Origin of the sequence: Nocardia carnea NBRC 14403 (genome assembly GCF_000308515.1) — a bacterium.
Lineage (GTDB): Bacteria > Actinomycetota > Actinomycetes > Mycobacteriales > Mycobacteriaceae > Nocardia > Nocardia carnea.
This window is the reverse complement of the sequence record NZ_BAFV01000003.1, coordinates 123,655-144,617: the sequence shown is the minus strand read 5'-3', so window position 1 is coordinate 144,617 and position 20,963 is coordinate 123,655. Positions and strand designations below refer to the sequence as shown.

The following is a 20,963-nucleotide window of genomic DNA, read 5'->3' as shown; positions in this document are numbered from 1 at the left end:
GAGACAATCGTGGCCTATTCGTAATAACCGGGGGCGCGAGGGATCAGATGCGTACGAAGACCGATATCAGTTTCGACGTCCAAGCCGATCCATCACAGGTAATGGACGCACTGATGGCGGTCGAAATGTTCGCCGAATGGTCACCGGATTTCACCGACGCCAGGGTCGCCACCCGCGACGACGCCGGCCGCCCGCGGCGGGTCTTCATCCAGGTCGATGTCTCCAATACACCCGATATGCAGGTGTGGGAGTTCGACTGGTCGGACCACCGGATGTCGTGGGAGGTCGCCGACAGTACGCGCGGGATCAGAGGCGGCGGATCCTTCGAGGTCACCGGCGACGCGGGCGGTAGCCAGGTGTTACTGCGAGTCGAACAGCACACCCCGGTCCCGCTACCGGGTTTCCTGGCCAAACGCACGGTCCGCAGAACCTACGAGACCCTGGTCGAGAATTTCACCGACTACGCCGAACAGTTCGGCGAATCCGAGGCCTACGACCTCGTCTGATCCCGCTGCCCGTTGATATGGCGGGCGGTGAGATGGTGCGGTGTCGGGCCGTAGGCCGACGGGGCGACCTTGACCCCGGACCGCACGGAATCACGGATCTGATCGACGTTCTCCCGGATCATGTCCGACACCAGTTCGTCGGTGCGCGGATCGGCCAGCACCTGGAACAGGATGCGGAAAACGGTATCGGCGACCAACCGGATGATGTCGTCGTGGAACGGGATGTAGCGCACCCGGCCGGTCTGCGGATCGTTCTTGATCATCTCGACGATCATCTCGTCCAGTTCGCCGCGGTTCTCCTCCAGCGCGTTCGCGATATTGCGGGTGTAGTGGCCGGTGCGCAGTACCGCGGTGACCTCCTCCATGATCGCGATGGTCATCGGCCGTTTGATGACCTCCACGATCGTGCCCACGGAATGGTTGATCACCGCCGCGGTGACCCGGTCACCGAAGACCCGGTCGGCCACCCGGGCCAGGCGTACGAGGATCACGATGATCCGCAACAGCCGGAACGCCCGGAAGAACGGGCTGGTCACCGGGATCATGCCGAGAATTTCGTACCAATAGACGAACGGATAGGTCCACGGCCAGCCGGCCCGCCGCCAGCGCCACAGGAACTCGGCCGCGAAAACTGCGCAGATCGTGTAATCCGCGATGACGATATAGCGGTAGGTATCGGGATCCACCTCGAAGAAGGTGATCCAGCCCACCAGCACCACCGAGGCGACGGCCAGTGCCAGCATGACGAAATCGGTCCACAGCGCGGGCGGCTTCCGCGGGAATTCGTCCGGTTCGGCCGTTGCGGCTACGGCCATCGGCCCGGATTCCGTGGACGACGGTGTTGACACCTACATTCCCTTCGACGCCGAAAGATCGTAGTCAAGTATTACCCGCTCACCGCCCGCCCGAGCCCCCGAATACGCCGCCGTGCGGGCCGCGCACCACTGAACGGGACCGTACCGGCGGCCCGGGATCCTCGGCGCGCCGCGCAGATTTCGCCCTGTTCAGCGACCCTCGCGAATGATCGCCTCGATATTGCGTTCGGCCAGCGCGGTGATGGTGAGCGACGGGTTCGCTGTCGCCGTACTGCCGGGAATTGCCGCGCCGTCCATCACGTAGAGACCGCGATAGCCGTGCACCCGGCCGTAGGAGTCGGTCGCCTTACCTAGCACGGCGCCGCCCAGCGGATGGGCCGTGAACAGGGCGTTCGCGTCGTATCCCAGCGCACTGTATTCGGCTAGCGCACCGGCCCGCTCCGCGATCCGCCGGTCCACCGCGAGCGCGGCCGCGGTCACCTCCTCCTGCGCCCGCGTCGGCCAGGACAGCCCGACCCCGCCGGTGGCCGGGTCGAAACCGAAGCGGGCGCGAGTGGGGTCCAGGACCACGGCGAGCGAGGCCAGCGCTCCGGTCTCGAACGGGATACCGGGGATGTACCAGTTCTCCAGAGTGAGCGCGGTCCCGCTGTCGTCGTGGATGCGGCTGGCACTGGGCACACCCTGCCCGTTCCCCGCGACCGAACTGGCGCCGCGGGCCAGCACCACATCACCGTTGGTGCCCCAGCCGTCGCCGACATGCTCGTTCAGCCGCGGCAGCGCACCGGTCTCGCGGGCGCGGACCAGCAGTTCCGAGGTGCCGATCGAACCGGCACCGAGGAACAACTTGTCGCAGGTGATCGTGCGGGTGCCGACCACCACGCCGGTGGGATGGAGTTTGGATACCGTGACCGAGAACCGGCCGCCCGGTTCCTCGGCGATGGCGTCGACCCGGTGCCCCGGGAAGATCCGCGCCTTACCGCCGGCCTGGGCGTCCTTCAGATAGTTCTGGTTGAGATCGAACTTGGCGCCGTTGGAGTTGCCGAGGTTGCTGCGGCCGACGGTCGCCGAGGGCCGGGTGGACCCGTTCAGCTCCCCGCGCAGCACATCCCAGGTAAAGATCGAATCGTTGGGAACGGGCCGGTAGCCGGCCTTACGGACCTGGTCGTCCCAGGCGCGCGAGTGGCTGAACGGCGACGAGTTGTAGATATCGGCGGGCATCGTGTCCAGCCGGAGCATGGACCGGACCCGCGGGTAGTAGACGCGCTCCAGCTCCCCGTAGTCGACCACGCCGCCGAAGACATGGTCGAACAGCCGGCGCTCCGGTGCGATCATCGCGCCGGTGAAGATCACCGATCCACCGCCGACCGCGGATCCCCGCCAGACGTCGATGCCGGGGTAGCACGTGCAGTCCAGTACGCCGCCGAAATCGGCGAATTGCATCGGCACCTTGGTGACACCGGTGAAGCTGGTGGCATGCCAGAAACCGCGGCCGTCGGGCAGGTCGTCGCCGGTGAAGATCTCGCGCCAGGGGTCGTTGGGCCAGCGTGATCCGCGTTCCAGCACCGTGGTCGCGACCCCGGCCTGGGCCAGCCGTAGCGCGGTAACGGCCGCGCCGAAACCGGAGCCGATGACGATGGCCTCGGTATGTTGCGGCGCGTCGGGTATCGGTTCGAAGATTTCCGGAACCCACTGGGCGAAGAGTTCGTGCCAGATCGGCTGTGCCGCGGCCCACGGAAGGACGGGGCCGGGTTTCGCGACCGATCCCACCGCCCCGACCAGCGCAGCCATCCCCGCAGCCTTGAAAAGGGATCGCCTATCCACCCCTGTACCTCTTTCGTAACGCAACAAGCGCAGGGATGGTACCGATATTCACCGGTATTGAACAGCGGAAGCCGCGAACCCCCCTGGGCGCGAGGCGGATTCGTACTGGTCAGGCGAACAACTTGCTGGTCAGCCGAATATCAGGCGGATCACCGCGATCGTGCCGACCACCACGATCACCGCGCGCAGCACATTCGGTGACAGCCGCCGCCCCACCCGCGCGCCGATCTGTCCCCCGATGATCGACCCGGCCGCGATCAGCGCGACCACCCGCCAATCGATCTCGGCGACCGCGATGAAAACGACCGCGGCCAATGCGTTCACCAGCAGCGCCAGCACATTCTTCACCGCATTGAGCCGCTGGAGTTCGTCCTGTACGAACACCCCGAGCAGCCCCACCAGCAGCACGCCCTGGGCGGCTCCGAAATAGCCGCCGTAGATACCGGTCGCGAAAATCGCGGCCAACAGGATCGGGCCACCGTGCGCGGGCGTGGCCTCCTTATCGCGCTGCCGTTCGCGCACCCACGCCGACAGCCTCGGTTGCAGGACCACCAGCACCAGCGCGATGATGATCAGCACCGGCACGATCGTGGCGAACGCGTCTTCGGGCAGGTTGAGCAGCAGTACCGCGCCGACCGCGGCCCCCAGCAGCGATGCCGAGCCGTACCGCAACAGCCGGGCCCGCTGGCCGGACAGTTCCCGGCGGTAGCCGATGACGCCGCTGAGCGAACCGGGTACGAGACCGACGGTGTTGGAAACGTTCGCCGTCACCGGCGGCAGTCCCACGGCGAGCAGCACCGGGAAGGTGATCAGCGTGCCGGACCCCACGACCGCATTGATTCCGCCCGCGGCGATACCCGCGGCGAAAACGGCCAGCATTTCCAGCCAACTCATGCTCGACCTCTCGACCTCGCCGGAACAATCCGGTCACTCGCAACGCACCCAGGCACGCTAACCGTTGCGGTCCCCTGCAGTAGCGACGGCCCCGCAGACCGCAGCGCAATTCCGCATCCCCTACGCGAGCGGGTCACGTACCTCACCGACGCAAGGCGCCGAGACCGCGGCAGCCGCCGACTGGACCGTGACAACAACGGAGTATTCACGCGGCCTTGCCCGTGGTCGGCGGCAACCGTGCCGCCGACCGGCGACGACCTCGGGCAGGGTCCGGGCGGGCTCGGCATCCGGGCGGCGGTGAAACGTCGACCCTCCGCACCGCCTTGTCAGGGGTGGTGGCGCAGGGGGTAGACTCGCACGGGTTATGCAGCGGGCACTTCTTCTCAGCCGCCGCGACGGGGTCTGATCGGACCGGCTTCCCGTCGCGGGGTTCCGCCGCGCCGGTCGACCCAATTCGGGAAACAATCTCACCCACGGAGAAATCGCATGTCACCCGCTGACGCCTTCGTATCGAGCACGCGCACCATCACCGCGCCCGCCAAGCCCGCGCCCGCCGACCAGCCTGCGTGGAACCAGCAGAAGAACTCCTCCATGCCGGTGTTCCGCTACCGGCCGTTCGCCGAAGAGGTCGAACCCGTCACGCTGCCCGACCGGACCTGGCCGGACAAGGTGATCGACCGCGCCCCCGCCTGGTGCGCCGTCGACCTGCGCGACGGCAACCAGGCGCTGATCGACCCGATGAGCCCCGCCCGCAAACGCCGGATGTTCGATCTGCTGGTGCGGATGGGTTACAAGGAGATCGAGGTCGGTTTCCCGTCGGCCAGCCAGACCGATTTCGATTTCGTTCGCGAGATCATCGAAGACGGCGCAATCCCCGACGATGTCACCATCCAGGTGCTCACCCAGTGCCGTCCCGAACTGATCGAGCGCACCTTCGAGGCCTGCGCCGGTGCCACGAACGTGATCGTGCACTTCTACAACTCGACCTCCATCCTGCAGCGGCGGGTGGTGTTCCGGGCCGATCGCGATGCGGTCCGCAATATCGCCACCGATGCCGCGCGGCTGTGCCTGCAGGTCGAGCAGCGCTACCCGGACACCAATTGGCGTTACGAATACAGCCCGGAGTCCTACACCGGCACCGAGCTGGAATACGCCAAGGAGGTCTGCGACGCGGTCTCCGAGATCATCGCCCCGACCCCGGACAAACCGCTGATCATCAACCTGCCCGCGACGGTGGAGATGGCGACCCCGAACGTGTACGCCGACTCCATCGAATGGATGCACCGCAATCTGGCGCGGCGCGATTCGATCGTGCTGTCGCTGCATCCGCACAACGACCGGGGCACCGCCGTCGCCGCCGCGGAGCTCGGCTATCAGGCCGGCGCCGACCGGATCGAGGGCTGCCTGTTCGGTAACGGCGAACGCACCGGCAACGTCTGCCTGGTCACTCTGGGGATGAATATGTTCTCCCAGGGTGTGGACCCGCAGATCAACTTCTCCGATATCGACGAGATCCGCCGGACGGTGGAGTACTGCAACCAGCTGCCCGTCCACGAACGCCACCCCTACGGCGGCGATCTGGTGTACACCGCGTTCTCAGGCAGCCATCAGGACGCCATCAACAAGGGCCTCGACGCCATGAAGGCCGCCGCGGACGCTGCCGAGACCGATGTGGACGATATGTCGTGGGAGGTGCCCTACCTGCCGATCGACCCGAAGGATGTCGGCCGGACCTACGAGGCCGTCATCCGGGTCAACTCGCAGTCCGGTAAGGGTGGTGTGGCCTACATCATGAAGACCGATCACGGCCTGGCGCTGCCGCGCCGGCTGCAGATCGAGTTCTCCCAGGCCGTCCAGCAGATCACCGACGGCGAGGGCGGCGAAGTCACGCCGAAGGAGATGTGGGACGCCTTCGCCGACGAGTACCTGACCCCGATCCGGCCACTGGAGCGGATGCGGCAGAAGGTGACCGCCTCGGAAACCGACGGTGGGACCGACAGCATCACCGCCGTGGTCAAGGTGGACGGTGTCGAACAGGAGATCTCCGGTAGCGGTAACGGCCCGCTCGCGGCCTTCGTCGACGCCATCGCGGCGGTCGGCTATCAGGTCGAGGTGCTCGACTACTCCGAGCATGCCCTGTCGGCGGGTGACGATGCCCAGGCCGCGGCCTATGTGGAATGCGCGATCGGCGACCGGATCGTCTGGGGGGTGGGTATCGCCACCTCGATCACGACCGCCTCGCTGCGCGCAGTGGTCTCGGCGGTGAACCGGGCCGCCAAGCAATAATCCGAGCTCGTCGGACCATCCCTCGGCCGCCGCACCCGCACCCGTCGGGTACGGCGGCCGAGGTCGGGAATGCACCGGCGTGCGTTACGCTCCGCACCTGCTAGCGTTGGTGCCGACTCCACGCCGCCGAGCTCTCTGCTCGAAAAACCCGAGCAGATGGGGGAACTGTGACTACTGACGACCACAACCCGACTTCCCAGCCCTGGCCCCCGAGTCAACCGGCGGATACCGCCGGCGGCGGTGAGCAGGAGAAAACACCGCCCACCGATCCGGCGACCGGGTCGCCATCGGATACCGACGCGGATTCGCGGGCCGGCGATACCGAGAACACCACCGCCGCGGTGAACGAGAACACCGGCGGAACCGATGCGGAACCGGCGCCCGCCGGCAACTTCCAGTACCAGGCTCCCGAAGCCGGTGCGCCTGCACCGTGGCCCGCCGATCCCGCAGCCGGTCCGTGGGGCGGGCAGAACGGATTCGCCCCACCCGGTGCGGACGGTCAGGCTCCGGCCGGTAACGGTGCAGCGCCGATCGATTCGTTCGCACCGCCGGTCTCCGGCGGCCAGTTCACCGCACCCGGCGCCGAATCGTTCGCACCCGGCAGCGGTCAGTTCGCCCAGCCGGACCCGAACCAGTTCGCGCCCGGCGGTGGTCAGTTCTCGCAGCCGGATCCGAACCAGTTCCCCCCCGCGAACACCGGTTACCCGAGCGGCCAGTTCACGCAACCGGATCCCGGCCCCTACCCGCCGCCGAATCCCGCGCACGGTAGCGGACAGTTCGTGCAGCCGGATCCGAACCAGTTCCAGGCTTCGAACACCGGATATGCCGTCGGCCAGTTCGCACCGCCGGACGGGAACCAGTTCCAGGCCACGAACTTCGCCCCGGGCGTCGGCTCGTTCGATCAACCGAACCCGTACCAGGCACCCGCCGGGCCCGGCGGGTTCGAGCCGCCGCAGCCCGGTGGATTCCAGGCACCCGAGGCCGGCGGCCCGCACAGTAGCGGGCAATTCGAGCAGCAGCCGGGGTTCCAGGCTCCCGGGCCCGACAGCGGTGCACCGTACGGAAGCGGGCAGTTCCCGACAGCCGACCCGAACCTCTATCCCGGACAGCACAACCCGGAGCAGCCGCCCTACGGCGCTCCCGGCGCGAGCGGGGCGGGAGCGGACGGCGGTAGCCGATTCGACCAGGCCCCGGGCGGTTACGCGCCGCCCGGCTCTCCCGAACCCGGTGTCGTCCCCGGACCGCAGGGTGAGGCGCCGGGTAGCCCGGACTACGGCTGGGCTCCGCCGCCGATGCCGGCCGCGCCGCCTCAACAGCAACCGTTCCAGCAGGCCCCGCCGCCGGTGGGCAACCCGATGTCCGGACAGTTCGGTTCACCGGATTGGGGTGGCAACCCCGCAGCGCAGGCCGGCGGCGGACAGCAGCCTCCGCAACAGCCGTTTCAGCAGCAGCCGGGCCAGCCGCCGCAGGGCCGGTTCCAGCCGCGGCATATGCCCGAACCGGGCCAGCCGGGCCATTCGGTCAACGATCTGAACCTGCTCAAACGCGCCCGCAAGGCACCCCGCGGCGGCTGGCGCCGGGCGGTGCACAAGGTTTCGCGCGGGGTGATCAATCCGGGTGAATCGGCCGCCGATGTCGTCCACCGCGACCTGGTGGGCCGGGTGAACGCACCCGTACACGGCGATTTCCGGATCGCGATCCTCTCGCTCAAGGGCGGGGTCGGCAAAACCACCACAACGGTCGGCCTGGGCGCCACCTTCGCCTCGCTGCGCGGCGATCGGGTGATCGCCATCGACGCCAACCCCGACCTGGGCACCCTCGCCCACCGGGTGCCGCGGCAGACCCGCTCCACCGTGCGCAATCTGCTGGAAGACCAGAACATCACCCGGTACTCGGATGTGCGGGCGCATACCTCGCAATCGCCGAGCCGGTTGGAAGTGCTGGCCAGCGAGCAGGATCCGGCGGTTTCCGAAGCGTTCAGCGAGGCCGATTACCGGCGCGCAATCGGCATCCTGCAGTCGTTCTACAACATCATCCTCACCGACTGCGGTACCGGGCTGATGCATTCGGCGATGTCCGGGGTGCTCGATATGGCGAGTTCGCTCGTCCTGGTCACCTCACCCGCCATCGACGGCGCGCGCAGCGCCTCGGCGACGCTGGATTGGCTGGACTACCACGGGTATTCGCATCTGGTGCGGCAGACGGTGGTCGTGGTGAACGCCTCGCGGCGCGGTTCCACCTCGGTGAACCTGGATCATCTGCGCCGGTTGTTCCTGGACCGCACCCGCGCGGTGCAGGTGGTGCCGTTCGACGATCATCTCGCCGAGGGTGCGGAGATCGATCTGGAGCTGGTGAGCAAGCCGACCCGGCTCGCGCTGCTGGAGCTGGCCGCGATGGTCGCCGACGATTTCGCCAATGTGGACGGGTATCCGTACGGCAACCGTTACTGACCGGGTGCCGCGGGCGGGGGCTCCGCGGTGGTCCGGCGGGCCGCCGTCACGAAGGAGTCCAGTACGGCCGCGATGGCCGGGCGGGTATCGGCGCGCGGCCGGGTGACCAGATCGTAGAGCCGGGCGGCGCGGACGCCGGACAACCGGAGCTGGGACAGACCGGTGTGGGTGACGACGTAGCGCGGCATGAGCGCTACCCCGTAACCGGCGGCGACCAATGTTTCGATCATGCGGAAATCGTTGAGCCGCTGAACGATTCGTGGCGCCACACCGGTGACGGTGGCGATCGACCGCAGGACATCGTCCACCGGGAAACCACCGCGCACACTCAACCATGCCTCTTCGGCGAGTTCCGCCGGCGTGACCGCGGATTTTCCGGCCAGCGGATGGCCGGGCGGCACGAGCACATCGATGGGCTCGCGCATGAGGACCCGGGAGCTGATCCGGGGTCCGGATACCGGCGCGGCGCGTTCGTCGCGGTGGGTGAGCACGATGTCGTAATCGGCGAGCAGGCGCGGTGTCTCGGTAGGCGGCACATCCTCGTCACCGGCCACGATCTCCACACCGCTGCCCGCCATCGCCGGTAGGACATGCGGTAGCAGCAGCGCCCCACCCGACGGGAACACCGCCACGCGCACCTGCCCGCGGGGTGAGCCGCGGTAGTGGGCCATTTCGGCGACCGCGCGATCGAGTGCGGCCAGCACCTCGTCGGCGCGGACCACGAGGGCATGGCCCGCATCGGTCAGCCGCACCCGGCGGCCGCTGGGTTCGAGCAGGGTGACCCCCGCCTCCCGGGTGAGCACCTTCAATTGCTGTGATACCGCCGACGGCGTCATCGACAGGGCCTCCGCCACGGCGCCGACCGTGCCGCGATCGGCGAATTCCCGCAGGACACGGAGCCGTTCCACGGATAAGTTCGGTGAAACCATTAAGTAATTCTAAATCATTCGTCCATAACAATTCGATTGTGCTCATTATTCAAACATCCCATGATTGAACGGTGACCTCCCGTGACCGCCTCCTCGCCGCGACCGTCGTCCTGCTGTGGGGTGTGAACTTCCTGGCCATCCGGGTAGGACTCGACCACCTCCCACCCTTCTTCTTCGCCGCCCTGCGCTTCGCGATCATCGCGGTGCCCGCGCTGCTGTTCATCCCGCGGCCACAGGTGCGATGGCGCTGGATCCTGCTCTACGGCACGGGTTTCGGCATCCTGCAATTCGCGTTCCTGTTCACCGCGATGCGAATCGGCATGCCCACCGGGCTGGCCTCCCTGGTCCTGCAATCCTCCGCACCGTTCACGGTGGTCCTGGGCGCGGTGCTGCTGCGCGAACGGTTACGGCCGGTGCAGGTCGCCGGGCTGCTCGTCGCCGTGGCGGGTATGGCGCTGATCGGCTGGAACCAGTTCGCGCACGCCGCGCTGCTGCCCGTACTTCTGACGCTGGCCGCCGGATTCGGCTGGGCACTGGGCAATATCGGGGCACGCCAGGCGAGCGTGGAAGCCCCGGGAATCAATCCGCTGCACCTCACACTATGGATCACTACGGTGCCGGTACTACCGCTGCTGGCGATATCCGCGGTCTGGGAGGGGCCCACGACGGGGGTGGAAGCCCTGCTGGACACCTTCACCGCGGACGGCTGGCCTGCACTGGTGGCTCTGGGCTATACGGCCGTACTGGCGACCGTGGTCGGGTCGGGTTTGTGGACCTACCTGATGAGCCGGTACCCCGCGGGGAGCGTCGCGCCGCTATCGCTGCTGGTTCCGGTGGTCGGGTTCACCGCGGCATGGCTGTTCCTGGGGGAGACGCCCGCACCGGCGAGCCTGATCGGTGGTGCGGTGGTCATCGCAGGTGCGTTTGCGGCCACCGCGGGCGCCCGCAAACCGACCGGCTCGCGCCGCGAGGTCCCGGCAGATCCCGAACAGGGGCAGAGAGACCTCGTCGCGGCGCAAGGCGCCATGCCACTCCGGTATTGCGGCAGGACAACCGGAGCGGTGACGTCCACAGACCTTGCGCGCCCCGCCGAGCACGTGGTCCGGTAGTGCCGGTTTCCACTCGGTCGATGCGCCGTGGACAGCGCATCCCGTTAGAGTATGGCGCAATCGCGACAGCAATCCGGATCGAGTAGTGGACACAATGGCACAGCATCGGTGGCCCGCCACGGGTACCGCAACGGTTTCTGATCAGCGGACCACCGGTTTCGGGCGGTTTTCCCGGCGCACCGCGCTCCGCGCGGCGGCCGCCGGCGTCGGCGTGGCCGCCGCGGCGGCACTTCCCGCAGGGTCGGCCGGCGCAGCGAAAACCCGGGTGGCGGTGCTCGGCGGCGGGGTCGCCGGTCTCACCGCGGCACACGAACTCGCCGAACGCGGGTACGAGGTCACCGTCTACGAACGCCGCGCGCTGGGTGGAAAGGCCCGCAGTATGGGCGTGCCCGGCACCGGTAGCGGCGGCAGTCCCGACCTGCCCGGCGAACACGGCTTCCGCTTCTTCCCCGGTTTCTACCAGCACGTCCCCGACACCATGCGACGGATCCCGTTCGCCGCCAACCGCAACGGCGTATGGGACAACCTGGTGGCAGCACCCGACGCCCGGTTCTCGAGGGCCGGCGGCGACGATATCCGCGTCCCGATGGCATTGGAGGGTCTGTCCACCGCGACCGCCGACGGTATGCGCGAAAGCCTCGCCTCGGTGATCTCCACCATGCTGAAGATGCCGCCCCAGGAGGGGCTGTTCTTCGCCAACCGGCTGCTGGTGTTCAACACCAGCTGCGATGCCCGCCGCCTGCAACAGTGGGAGAAGACCTCCTGGCTCGATTTCGTGGGCGGCCACGAGCGCTCGCACGAGTTCCGGGCGCTGGTTTCACGCACGCTGACCAGCCTGCTGGTGGCGGCCAAGGACGAGCTGGCCAGCGTGCGGACCATCGGCACGATGGGTGAGCAGTTCCTCGGCAACCCGCTGCAGATCGGCTTCGACGGAGACCTGGACCGGGTGCTCAACGGCCCCACCAACAGCGCCTGGATCGACCCCTGGGTGACGCTGTTGCGCGATCTCGGCGTGCGGTTCGAGCTCGGTGCCGAGGTCCGCGGACTCGATATCACCGACCGGCGGATCACCGGCGCCCGAATCGTTTCGGCGAACGGCGGCACCGAGACGGTGACGGCGGATCATTTCGTGGTCGCACTCCCCGCGGAACGCGCCCGCGACCTGTGGAGCGCCGATATTCTCGCCGCCTGGCCGGAGCTGGCGAAGATGAGCAGTCTCTACACCGACTGGATGACCGGAATCCAGTTCTATCTGCGCCGCGGTGTCGCACTCGGCAGCGGTCACACCGCCTATATCGACTCGCCCTGGTCGCTCACCTCTATCGCCCAGAACGCCCTGTGGGCGCGCAAACTGCCCGAATACGGCGACGGTACGGTCCAGGACTGTCTCTCGGTGGATATCTCCGACTGGAACACCCCCGGGATCCTGTTCGGCAAAACCGCCAAGGAATGCACCCACGAAGAAATCGCGAAGGAAACGTGGGCCCAGATCCTCGCCCACCTCAACGATCGCGAAGAACTGCTGCGCGATACCGATCTGCATTCCTGGTTTCTCGACCCCGGTATCACCTGGCATGCCGATCGCGGCGAGAACAGCAACGCCGACCCGCTGCTCATCAATACCGCCGGCTCCTGGGACGCACGCCCCGAACCGCACGGCGGAGTCGAGAATCTTTTCCTGGCCGGCGACTATGTGCGCACGAATATCGACCTGGCCACCATGGAGGGCGCCAACGAATCCGCCCGGGCGGCGGTCAACGCGATACTCGATGTGACCGGCTCGGATGCTCCGCGCTGCCGCACCTACACCCTGTACCGAGCCGTCGAACTCGAGCCGCTGCGCCAGGCCGACGCCGCCGACTTCGCCGCCGGGCGCCCGAACCGGTTCGATATCCAGTTCTGACAGCGAACCGCGCCGCCTTCGGGCCCATATTGTCACCAGGGTGTGAACTCACCTGCGCCGAGTGAGCGCGGGTGCCGCGGATCATTAGACTGCCCGGCGTGGCAGATATCTCGGTGCGCGGGCGAACAGCCCTCGGAGTGGCCGACGCGGCGGCGTGGGCATCGCGCAAGGCGGGCCGTGGCAACGGTTCGATGATCGGCGGCCTGCTGGCGCTGCGCATCGATCCCACGATCATGAAGCAACTCGGGCGCGGCAAGCGAACCGTGCTGATCACCGGCACCAACGGGAAATCCACCACTACCCGGATGACCACCGCCGCGCTGAGCACCCTCGGCGAGGTCGCCACCCAGGCCGACGGCGCCAATATGGACGCCGGAATCGTCTCGGCGCTCAACGCCCACCGCGACGCGCCGCTGGCTGCCATCGAAGTGGACGAACTCCATCTGCCGCATATCACCGACTCGCTGAAACCCGAGGCGGTCGTCCTGCTCAACCTCAGCCGCGACCAGCTGGACCGGGTCGGCGAGATCAATATGATCGAACGCCGGTTGCGCTCGGGCCTGGCCCGCCATCCGGACACCGTCGTCATCGCCAACTGTGACGATGTACTGGTCACCTCGATCGCCTACGACCATCCCAATGTCATCTGGGTCGCCGCGGGCAGCGGCTGGGCGATGGATGCCACCAGCTGCCCGCGCAGCGGGGAACCCATTCTGTGGGAGGGTCCGCACTGGCACAGCACCGGCACCGATTTCGCTCGGCCACAACCGGATTGGTGGCTCGACGGGGATAAGCTCTGCGGCCCCGATGGTGTCCGGCTGCCCCTGCGGCTGGCCCTACCCGGCCGCGCGAACCGGGGTAACGCCGCGCAGGCCGTGGCCGCGGCCGTGGCCATGGGCGCCGAAGTAGAGCAGGCGTGCGCGGCCACCGGCACCGTGCAGGAAATCGCGGGGCGGTACCGCACCGTGCAGGTCGGCGAGCATGCCGCCCGGCTGCTGCTCGCCAAGAACCCGGCCGGCTGGCAGGAAGCGCTGTCGATGATCGACCACAGTGCCGCGGGCCTGGTGATCGCGGTGAACGGGCAGGTCCCCGACGGCGAGGACCTGTCGTGGCTGTGGGATGTGCGATTCGAGCATTTCGAGGATGTCCACGTCGTGGCCGCCGGTGAGCGCGCCACCGACCTGGCGGTGCGCCTGACCTACGCCGGGGTCGAGCACACCATCGTCCCGGACCCGGTCCGCGCGATCGCTTCCTGCCCGGCGGGGCAGGTCGAGGTGCTGGCCAACTACACGGCGTTCCGCGATCTGAACCGTGACCTCCGGGAGCGCACACAATGAGCGAATCGACCGTCCGGATCGGGCTGGTACTGCCCGATGTGATGGGCACCTACGGCGACGGCGGCAACGCCGTGGTACTGCGGCAGCGACTGCGGTGGCGCGATATCGACGCCGAGATCGTGGAGATCACCCTGCCCGACCCGGTACCGGACTCGCTGGACATCTACACCCTCGGCGGCGCCGAGGATTCGGCCCAGCGCCTGGCGACCCGCCACCTGCTGCGCTATCCGGGCCTGCAGACCGCGGCCGGCCGCGGTGCTCCGGTACTGGCGATCTGCGCGGCGATCCAGGTACTCGGCCAGTGGTACGAGACCTCCAGCGGCGAACGCGTAGAGGGAGTCGGGCTACTGGACGCCACCACCACCCCGCAAACCACCCGCGCGATCGGCGAGGTGACCACCACGCCACTGCTGCCCGGACTGTCCGCCCCGCTCACCGGTTTCGAGAACCACCGCGGCGGTACCACGCTCGGTCCCGATGCCACCGGTCTGGCGCGGGTGTCCCGCGGCGTCGGCAACGGTGTGGGTGATGGTCTGGAAGGTGTGGTGCAGGGTTCGGTTCTCGGCACCTACATGCACGGCCCCGCGCTGGCCCGTAACCCCGAGCTCGCCGACCACCTCCTCTGCCGAGCCCTCGGCGTGGACTCGTTGCCTCCGCTGGACCTCCCCGAGGTAGACCGACTGCGCCGCGAACGCCTCCGCGCTGCGTGATCGCCGGAATTGCGGCGACACCACCGGCAAGGGGGCCGGGCCCCGCGTGTGGGGTTGTGCCATAGACACTGGGTGGGTGAGCTACGACCATATGCTGCTGCCGTCCGGTGTCGCCGCTACACCTGCCGAGGTCGATGCGTATTTCGTTACGCAGGAGGGGCGGGCGGAAACGCCCGCGGTGGCGGCCCTGGCGGCCGAGTTGAACGACCGCAATGCCGAACTTCCGGAGGCGGACAGTTTTCTGAGCACATCCGTCGGCGGAGTGCCGTACGGGGCGGCGCTGCATATCGCCGGCCCATACGATGCGATCGGTTTCGTCCGGAATCTGGTGTTCGAACTGGCGACACCGCGCGACTACGCGGTCTACGACCCGCAGCTGACCTGGCTGATCGACCCGGCCGGGCATATCCCCGTCACCGTCACGCACGGCGGCGCGGGGGAATTCCCGTATCTGACCGAAACCCTGGCCTATTTCTGGGTCCGGGAATTGGCCGATCCGAATCCGTATCTGATCGTGGAACGCGAGCCGCAGTTCTATATCCAGACCTACCGGAATTCGACGCAGGATTTCACCCTCGAATACCGCGACGGCGCCCCCGACCGGCATTTCACCACGCAGGTCGCGGGTGCGGATACCGTGGCCGGGCTCATCTGGGACTGGACCCGCCGCAACCACGAGCGGCTCGACCAGCTGTCCTGGGAACTCCTGGAAATGTAAAAGCCGGCAACCGACCTGTTGTGGCGGATGTAGCCGACACGTTCGGCGTACCCGACGAACCCACACCGAACCGAACGCGACCAACGGCAGCGCCGAGTCCAGCGAGGTACGACAAATTCGGCCACCCCTACGAACCGAACGTGACCAACGGCAGCGCCGAGTTCAGCGAGGTACGTCAGATTCGGCCCCCTACGGACCGGACGCAACCAACGGCGGCGCCGAGTTCAGCGAGGCCCTGAAAGGTTTCGGCCCGTCCCTGCTTTCCGTGCTCGATGCGATGCGGCGCAGCCGCGAGTGTCGAGTGCGGAAAGCAGGGACCAAGGGGGGCCGAAACCCCGCGCCGACGGAGTCGGCGCCAAAATTACAGCCTGCGGCGGCCGGAGAAAGCTCGGCCGAGAGTCAGTTCGTCGGCGAACTCCAGATCGCCGCCCATGGGGAGGCCGGAGGCCAGGCGTGTGACGGTGAGTCCCGGGAAATCGCGCAGCATTCGCACCAGGTAGGTCGCGGTGGCCTCGCCTTCGGTATTCGGGTCGGTGGCGATGATGACCTCGGTGACGTCCACACCGTCGTCCTGGTTGCCGATCCGGGTGAGCAGTTCCCGGATCCGCAGTTGTTCGGGGCCCACACCGCTCAGCGGATCCAATGCGCCGCCCAACACGTGGTAGCGGCCCCGGAATTCGCGGGTGCGTTCGATGGCCGGAACGTCCTTGGGTTCCTCGACCACGCAGATCATGCTGCGATCCCGGCGGGGGTCCGCACAGATCCGGCACAGTTCGCCGTCGGCGACGGTGCCGCACTGCACGCAGAACCGCACACCGTCGCGGATCTTCTGCAGTACCGCCTGTAGCCGGTCGATCTCCGGCGGTTCCACCTGCAGCAGGTGGAAGGCGATCCGCTGGGCGCTCTTGGGGCCGACGCCCGGTAGTTTGCCCAGTTCGTCGATGAGATCCTGAACCGGACCCTCGTACACCGCGATTCTCCGGGACGGCTCAGAAGCCGGGCAGGCCCGGCGCGCCACCGCCGCCGGCCAGCGGACCCAGCCGCTCGGCCGCCAGCTGCTGGGCGTTGGCCATCGCCTGGTTGATCGCGCCGATCACCAGATCCTGCAGTGTCTCCACATCCTCGGGATCCACCGCTTTGGGGTCGATGTTCAGCGACAACACCTCACCGGTCGCTTTGATCGTCACCTTGACCAGGCCGTTTCCCGCCTGCCCCTCCACTTCGGCAGCAGCGATCTCGGCCTGCGCCGCCATCATCTGCTCCTGCATCTGCTGGGCCTGCTGGAGCAACTGCTGCATATCGAACTGACCATCGGGCTGCACGGCATTCCTCTCTACGGACGAGTCGTGATTCAGCCTAGTGGGCGCGGCTCCACATCCGCTCAGGCCATGCGCTCCGAACATGCCGGCGAGACGGAGCGGCCGGTAGCGACTCCGCCGCGCCGTACATCGCGGATCGGCCGATTCTTGTCGGTGGGCCGGTGAATGATGCGGGCAATCATTCGTTCGAGGACAGGAAGCACCATGGCCCCGACCATCGCCGCTACCACGTACGATTGCGCGGATGCCGCCGCACTGGCGGGTTTCTACGCGCGCCTGCTCGACCACCCCGTCGACCCGGATGCCAGCGAATACGTCGCCACCGTCGGACGCGAATCCGGGCTGACACCGCCGCTGTTCTTCCTGCAGGTACCCGATAGGACACCGGGCAAGAATTCGATCCACCTGGATCTGCTCGCCACCGATCTGGCTACCGAGGTCGAGCGGGCCGTGGCGCTGGGCGCGAAGCATATCGGCGATTTCGACGAGCACGGCTTCCAGTGGGCCACGCTGGCCGATCCGGAGGGCAATCTCTTCGATATCGCCGTCCATTCCTGAGTGGAACGTCCACGCCGCGGGCGCCGGGCACGACCGGTGCCCGCCACCCGCGGCATGATCGGCGGTCTCAGCCGAGTTCGCGGTTCAGGTTGGCCAGCACCTCGGCCTGGATCTTGCGCAGACCCAGCGGTGCGAAAATCCCCTCGAAGATGCCGGCGATCCCACCGGCACCCTGCCAGGTGGTTTCGAGGGTCACCGTCGAACCGGCACCGGACGGGGTGACCTTCCAGGTGTTGACCAGCGTGGAGTTGGCGTCCTTCTCGGTGACCACGGTATCGGCCACCGAAACCTGGGCGCGGATATTGCGGACTCGTTTCTCGGTGGCCTGCAGGGTCCACTCGGCCACGGTGCCGTCGCCCTGGCCGCCTTCCACCACCTTGTAGTCGCGATAGTGCGCGGAGAGAATCTTCGGCCGCACTTCCGTGTAGTCGGTGATGGCCGCCAGCGTGCGCTGCGGATCCGCTCCGACCTCGATCGAACTGCCGGCCTTGACCTGTCCCACTTGAACACTCCTTATACGGATGGGTTCTGACAGCACCATCCTGCCCTGTGCCCACCGAACGCGCCCCGCCAGCCCGGTAATTACGGACAAATGTCTTAAAGCCGACTATTCGACTAACTCGCCCGAAACGGTTACACATTGGATAACACAACGGCCGATTCGGGACCACCCGAAGCAGCCGCGCCGTACATCGACGCCGTGTCCGGCACGACACCTTGAAGGTTTGGGTTCGTCCACGCCGCCGGATTCTCGCGCACGCAGGCGTGCGAATGACACAAATATGTGACATTTCAATCCGGATGATCCCCCTGCGCTGGCCGATCAAGACCATGTAGGACTAGCGTCTAGACGTGGCAATGAGTCTGTTGGGGAAGGCCGGCCACGGTCCGGCCGCATATGAATCCGGGTTCGCTGCATATCGGGCAGGTGTCGACCGCCTGCTCGCGAGCTACCATGCGATCCCGGCCGATGCCGATGTGCGATTGGCCAAGAAGACTTCCAATCTGTTCCGGGCGCGGGCGAAAAACACCGCACCGGGACTGGACGTCTCGGGGCTCACCCGGGTGATCGAGGTGGACCCGCAGGCGAAAACCGCCCAGGTCGCGGGAATGACCACCTACGAGGATCTGGTGGCCGCCACCCTGCCCTACGGGCTGGCCCCGCTGGTTGTGCCGCAACTCAAGACGATCACTCTGGGCGGCGCGGTAACCGGGCTCGGGATCGAATCCAGTTCCTTCCGTAACGGCCTACCGCACGAATCGGTGCTCGAGATGGAGGTGCTCACCGGTGCGGGAGAAATCGTCACCATCACCCCGGACGGCTCGGACGCCGATTTGTTCCGCGGGTTCCCGAACTCCTACGGCACCCTGGGCTACACCACCCGACTGAAGATCGAACTGGAATCGGTGCCGCCCTATGTGGCGTTGCGGCATCTGCGGTTCCACGATCTGCATGAACTCGAAGCCACACTCGATCGGATCGTGCTGGAGCGCAACTACGACGGGGAAGCGGTCGACTACCTCGACGGTGTGGTGTTCAGCGCCGGGGAGAGCTACCTGACGCTCGGGCGGCAGACCGACGAACCCGGCCCGATCAGCGATTACACCGATATGGATATCTACTACCGGTCCATCCAGCACGACGGCCCCGAGGCGAAACGGGACCGTCTCACCATCCACGATTACCTGTGGCGCTGGGATACCGACTGGTTCTGGTGCTCCCGCGCGTTCGGTACGCAGAACCCGAACATCCGCCGCTTCTGGCCGAAACGCTACCGCCGCAGCAGTTTCTACTGGAAACTGATCGCCCTCGATCACCGCTACAACATCGGCGACAAACTCGAGGCGCGTAAAGGAAATCCACCGCAGGAGCGTGTGGTGCAGGATATCGAGGTCCCGGTGGAACGCACCGCGGATTTCATGGAATGGTTCCTGCGCGAAATTCCCATCGAACCCATCTGGCTGTGCCCGCTGCGGCTGCGCGATACCGGCGCCGCGACCGGAACCCAGCCGTGGCCGCTGTATCCGCTGCGGACCGGTCGTACGTACGTGAACATAGGCTTCTGGTCGGCGGTGCCCAAATCGCCCGGCCGGATAGATGGTGCGGCAAATCGTGCCATCGAGAAAACCGTCACCGAATTCGACGGACACAAATCCCTGTACTCGGATTCATATTACGAACCCGAGGAGTTTGCCGCCCTGTACGGCGGTGAGAGATACAAAGAATTGAAGAAACGCTACGATCCCGGCCAGCGCCTGCTGGATCTGTATTCGAAGGCGGTGCAACGCAGATGACGACATTCAAGGATAGATCCGATGCTTTTGCGGATCTGGGCACCCGGCTCAGTATCGCCGAAGTCGTCGAGACCTTGGTCGACGGCGATGTTCCCATCAAGCTGACCGCCTATGACGGCAGCACCACCGGCCCGGTGGAATCCGATTTCGCGCTGGAGATCCGCAATCCACGCGGTATCAACTATCTCGCCAACGCGCCGGGTGATCTCGGCCTGGCCCGCGCCTACATCGCCGGAGATATGGACGCTGCGGGTGTGCACCCCGGCGATCCCTACGAAATCCTCGCGGCGATGACGGACCTGAAGTTCAAACGTCCGTCGGCGCTTTCGCTGGTGGCGATCGCCCGCTCGCTGGGCTGGGAGCGGCTGCGCCCGGTACCGCCGCCGCCGCAGGAGACGGTGCCGCGGTGGCGCCGGATCGCGATGGAGGGTCTGCGGCATTCCAAGGCCCGCGATGCCGAGGTCATCCACCATCACTACGACGTCTCGAACACCTTCTACGAGTACGTGCTCGGCCCCTCCATGACCTACACCTGCGCGTGTTACGGCGAGCGGGATTGGACGCTGGAGCAGGCGCAGGAGAACAAGTACCGGCTGGTCTTCGAGAAGCTCGCGCTGAAGGAGGGCGACCGGCTGCTCGATATCGGCTGCGGCTGGGGTGGCATGGTGCGCTACGCCGCCAAACGTGGAGTCCACGTCATCGGGGCGACCCTCTCGGCCGAACAGGCCGCGTGGGCGCAGAAGAAGATCGCCGAAGAAGGACTGAGCGATCTCGCCGAGGTGCGGCATTCGGATTACCGCGATGTGCCCGAGGGCCAGTTCGACGCGCTGTCCTCGATCGGACTCACCGAACATATCGGGGTCCACAACTACCCGTCCTATTTCCGGTTCATCCAGGGCAAACTGCGCGACGGCGGCTTGTTCCTGAACCACTGCATCACCCGGCCGGACAACACCCGCACCACGAAGGCCGGAGATTTCATCGACCGCTATGTCTTCCCCGACGGGGAGCTCATCGGCTCGGGTCGCATCATCAGCGATATCCAGAATGTCGGGCTCGAGGTGCTGCACGAGGAGAACCTGCGCGAACACTACGCGCTGACTCTCGCGGAATGGTGCAAGAACCTGGTGGCCAACTGGGATGCCTGTGTCGCCGAAGCCGGCGAGGGCACCGCGAAGGTGTGGGGCCTGTACATGGCGGGCAGCCGGCTGGGATTCGAGCGCAACGTGGTGCAGTTGCACCAGGTACTCGGGGTCAAACTGGGCAGTTCCGGTAAACCGGAGGTGCCGCTGCGGCCTTGGTGGCAGCCCTAG

Annotated in this window: 18 protein-coding genes; 11 read left to right on the top strand and 7 right to left on the bottom strand. The window is 66.9% G+C overall.

The window, feature by feature from the left end; genetic code table 11:
- Window positions 1-47 precede the first annotated feature (47 nt).
- On the top strand, window positions 48-506 hold the full coding sequence (locus tag ON22_RS01175) for an SRPBCC family protein (protein WP_033243912.1): 459 nt from the start codon (window positions 48-50) through the stop codon (window positions 504-506).
- On the opposite strand, the gene ON22_RS01170 is transcribed toward ON22_RS01175, so the two are convergent.
- The 3 genes from ON22_RS01170 to ON22_RS01160 all read right to left on the bottom strand — a co-directional run bounded on the left by ON22_RS01170 (window position 491) and on the right by ON22_RS01160 (window position 4,036).
- Window positions 491-1,354: an ion transporter gene (locus ON22_RS01170; protein WP_231508535.1), complete on the bottom strand. Its 864-nt coding sequence runs from the start codon at window positions 1,352-1,354 to the stop codon at window positions 491-493. The two genes, ON22_RS01175 and ON22_RS01170, sit on opposite strands and share 16 nt — an antisense overlap.
- Window positions 1,355-1,510: 156 nt before the next feature.
- Window positions 1,511-3,109 carry a GMC oxidoreductase gene (locus ON22_RS01165; RefSeq protein ID WP_081595239.1) on the bottom strand — a complete coding sequence of 533 codons (1,599 nt, stop codon included), beginning with the start codon at window positions 3,107-3,109 and terminating at the stop codon, window positions 1,511-1,513.
- A gap of 162 nt (window positions 3,110-3,271) precedes the next feature.
- Complete coding sequence (locus ON22_RS01160; protein ID WP_033243909.1) at window positions 3,272-4,036, bottom strand: sulfite exporter TauE/SafE family protein; 765 nt, start codon at window positions 4,034-4,036, stop codon at window positions 3,272-3,274.
- A gap of 486 nt (window positions 4,037-4,522) precedes the next feature.
- Here ON22_RS01160 and leuA point away from each other — a divergent pair, with 486 nt between their 5' ends.
- Window positions 4,523-6,322, top strand: a complete 1,800-nt coding sequence (gene leuA, locus ON22_RS01155; protein ID WP_033243908.1) for a 2-isopropylmalate synthase — start codon at window positions 4,523-4,525, stop codon at window positions 6,320-6,322.
- Between the two features lie 167 nt (window positions 6,323-6,489).
- The gene (locus ON22_RS01150; protein WP_373280835.1) at window positions 6,490-8,772 is read left to right on the top strand and encodes a nucleotide-binding protein; all 2,283 of its coding nucleotides are present in this window, start codon (window positions 6,490-6,492) and stop codon (window positions 8,770-8,772) included.
- Here the strand turns inward: ON22_RS01150 and ON22_RS01145 are convergent.
- Window positions 8,766-9,701: a LysR family transcriptional regulator gene (locus tag ON22_RS01145; RefSeq protein ID WP_033243907.1), complete on the bottom strand. Its 936-nt coding sequence runs from the start codon at window positions 9,699-9,701 to the stop codon at window positions 8,766-8,768. The genes ON22_RS01150 and ON22_RS01145 overlap by 7 nt on opposite strands.
- 71 nt (window positions 9,702-9,772) lie before the next feature.
- On the opposite strand from ON22_RS01145, the gene ON22_RS01140 reads away from it, so the two are divergent.
- From ON22_RS01140 to ON22_RS01120, 5 genes are all read left to right on the top strand, one after another.
- The gene (locus ON22_RS01140) at window positions 9,773-10,810 is read left to right on the top strand and encodes an EamA family transporter (protein ID WP_081595237.1); all 1,038 of its coding nucleotides are present in this window, start codon (window positions 9,773-9,775) and stop codon (window positions 10,808-10,810) included.
- A gap of 94 nt (window positions 10,811-10,904) precedes the next feature.
- Entirely contained in the window at window positions 10,905-12,713 is a 1,809-nt protein-coding gene (locus ON22_RS01135; RefSeq protein WP_081595236.1) for a hydroxysqualene dehydroxylase, read from the top strand.
- A 98-nt stretch (window positions 12,714-12,811) separates the two neighbouring features.
- Window positions 12,812-14,050 carry a MurT ligase domain-containing protein gene (locus tag ON22_RS01130; protein WP_081595235.1) on the top strand — a complete coding sequence of 413 codons (1,239 nt, stop codon included), beginning with the start codon at window positions 12,812-12,814 and terminating at the stop codon, window positions 14,048-14,050.
- Window positions 14,047-14,760: a type 1 glutamine amidotransferase gene (locus ON22_RS01125; RefSeq protein ID WP_033243906.1), complete on the top strand. Its 714-nt coding sequence runs from the start codon at window positions 14,047-14,049 to the stop codon at window positions 14,758-14,760. The genes ON22_RS01130 and ON22_RS01125 overlap by 4 nt, the downstream gene beginning before the upstream one ends.
- Before the next feature lie 76 nt (window positions 14,761-14,836).
- On the top strand, window positions 14,837-15,478 hold the full coding sequence (locus tag ON22_RS01120; RefSeq protein WP_033243905.1) for a hypothetical protein: 642 nt from the start codon (window positions 14,837-14,839) through the stop codon (window positions 15,476-15,478).
- A gap of 361 nt (window positions 15,479-15,839) precedes the next feature.
- On the opposite strand, the gene recR is transcribed toward ON22_RS01120, so the two are convergent.
- Window positions 15,840-16,448, bottom strand: coding sequence for a recombination mediator RecR (gene recR, locus ON22_RS01115; RefSeq protein WP_033243904.1), 609 nt, complete (start codon window positions 16,446-16,448; stop codon window positions 15,840-15,842).
- Between the two features lie 19 nt (window positions 16,449-16,467).
- Entirely contained in the window at window positions 16,468-16,800 is a 333-nt protein-coding gene (locus ON22_RS01110) for a YbaB/EbfC family nucleoid-associated protein (protein ID WP_033243903.1), read from the bottom strand.
- Between the two features lie 201 nt (window positions 16,801-17,001).
- Here ON22_RS01110 and ON22_RS01105 point away from each other — a divergent pair, with 201 nt between their 5' ends.
- A complete protein-coding gene (locus ON22_RS01105) occupies window positions 17,002-17,355 on the top strand; it encodes a VOC family protein (protein WP_033243902.1) in 354 nt (117 codons plus the stop codon).
- Between the two features lie 67 nt (window positions 17,356-17,422).
- Here ON22_RS01105 and ON22_RS01100 read toward each other — a convergent pair whose 3' ends face one another.
- On the bottom strand, window positions 17,423-17,857 hold the full coding sequence (locus tag ON22_RS01100; protein ID WP_033243901.1) for an SRPBCC family protein: 435 nt from the start codon (window positions 17,855-17,857) through the stop codon (window positions 17,423-17,425).
- A 356-nt stretch (window positions 17,858-18,213) separates the two neighbouring features.
- On the opposite strand from ON22_RS01100, the gene ON22_RS01095 reads away from it, so the two are divergent.
- Complete coding sequence (locus ON22_RS01095; RefSeq protein WP_033243900.1) at window positions 18,214-19,650, top strand: FAD-binding oxidoreductase; 1,437 nt, start codon at window positions 18,214-18,216, stop codon at window positions 19,648-19,650.
- Window positions 19,647-20,963 (top strand): class I SAM-dependent methyltransferase, encoded by a 1,317-nt coding sequence (locus tag ON22_RS01090; RefSeq protein ID WP_033243899.1) that lies wholly within the window; start codon window positions 19,647-19,649, stop codon window positions 20,961-20,963. The genes ON22_RS01095 and ON22_RS01090 overlap by 4 nt, the downstream gene beginning before the upstream one ends.

Bases quoted from the DNA above. Each gene is read 5' to 3' on its own strand.
- ON22_RS01095 (WP_033243900.1), top strand. From the start codon at position 18,214: ATGAGTCTGTTGGGGAAGGCCGGCCACGGTCCGGCCGCATATGAATCC.
- ON22_RS01135 (WP_081595236.1), top strand. From the start codon at position 10,905: ATGGCACAGCATCGGTGGCCCGCCACGGGTACCGCAACGGTTTCTGAT.
- ON22_RS01175 (WP_033243912.1), top strand. From the start codon at position 48: ATGCGTACGAAGACCGATATCAGTTTCGACGTCCAAGCCGATCCATCA.
- leuA (WP_033243908.1), top strand. From the start codon at position 4,523: ATGTCACCCGCTGACGCCTTCGTATCGAGCACGCGCACCATCACCGCG.
- ON22_RS01090 (WP_033243899.1), top strand. From the start codon at position 19,647: ATGACGACATTCAAGGATAGATCCGATGCTTTTGCGGATCTGGGCACC.
- ON22_RS01125 (WP_033243906.1), top strand. From the start codon at position 14,047: ATGAGCGAATCGACCGTCCGGATCGGGCTGGTACTGCCCGATGTGATG.
- ON22_RS01165 (WP_081595239.1), bottom strand. From the start codon at position 3,109: ATGGCTGCGCTGGTCGGGGCGGTGGGATCGGTCGCGAAACCCGGCCCC.
- ON22_RS01160 (WP_033243909.1), bottom strand. From the start codon at position 4,036: ATGAGTTGGCTGGAAATGCTGGCCGTTTTCGCCGCGGGTATCGCCGCG.
- ON22_RS01145 (WP_033243907.1), bottom strand. From the start codon at position 9,701: ATGGTTTCACCGAACTTATCCGTGGAACGGCTCCGTGTCCTGCGGGAA.
- ON22_RS01105 (WP_033243902.1), top strand. From the start codon at position 17,002: ATGGCCCCGACCATCGCCGCTACCACGTACGATTGCGCGGATGCCGCC.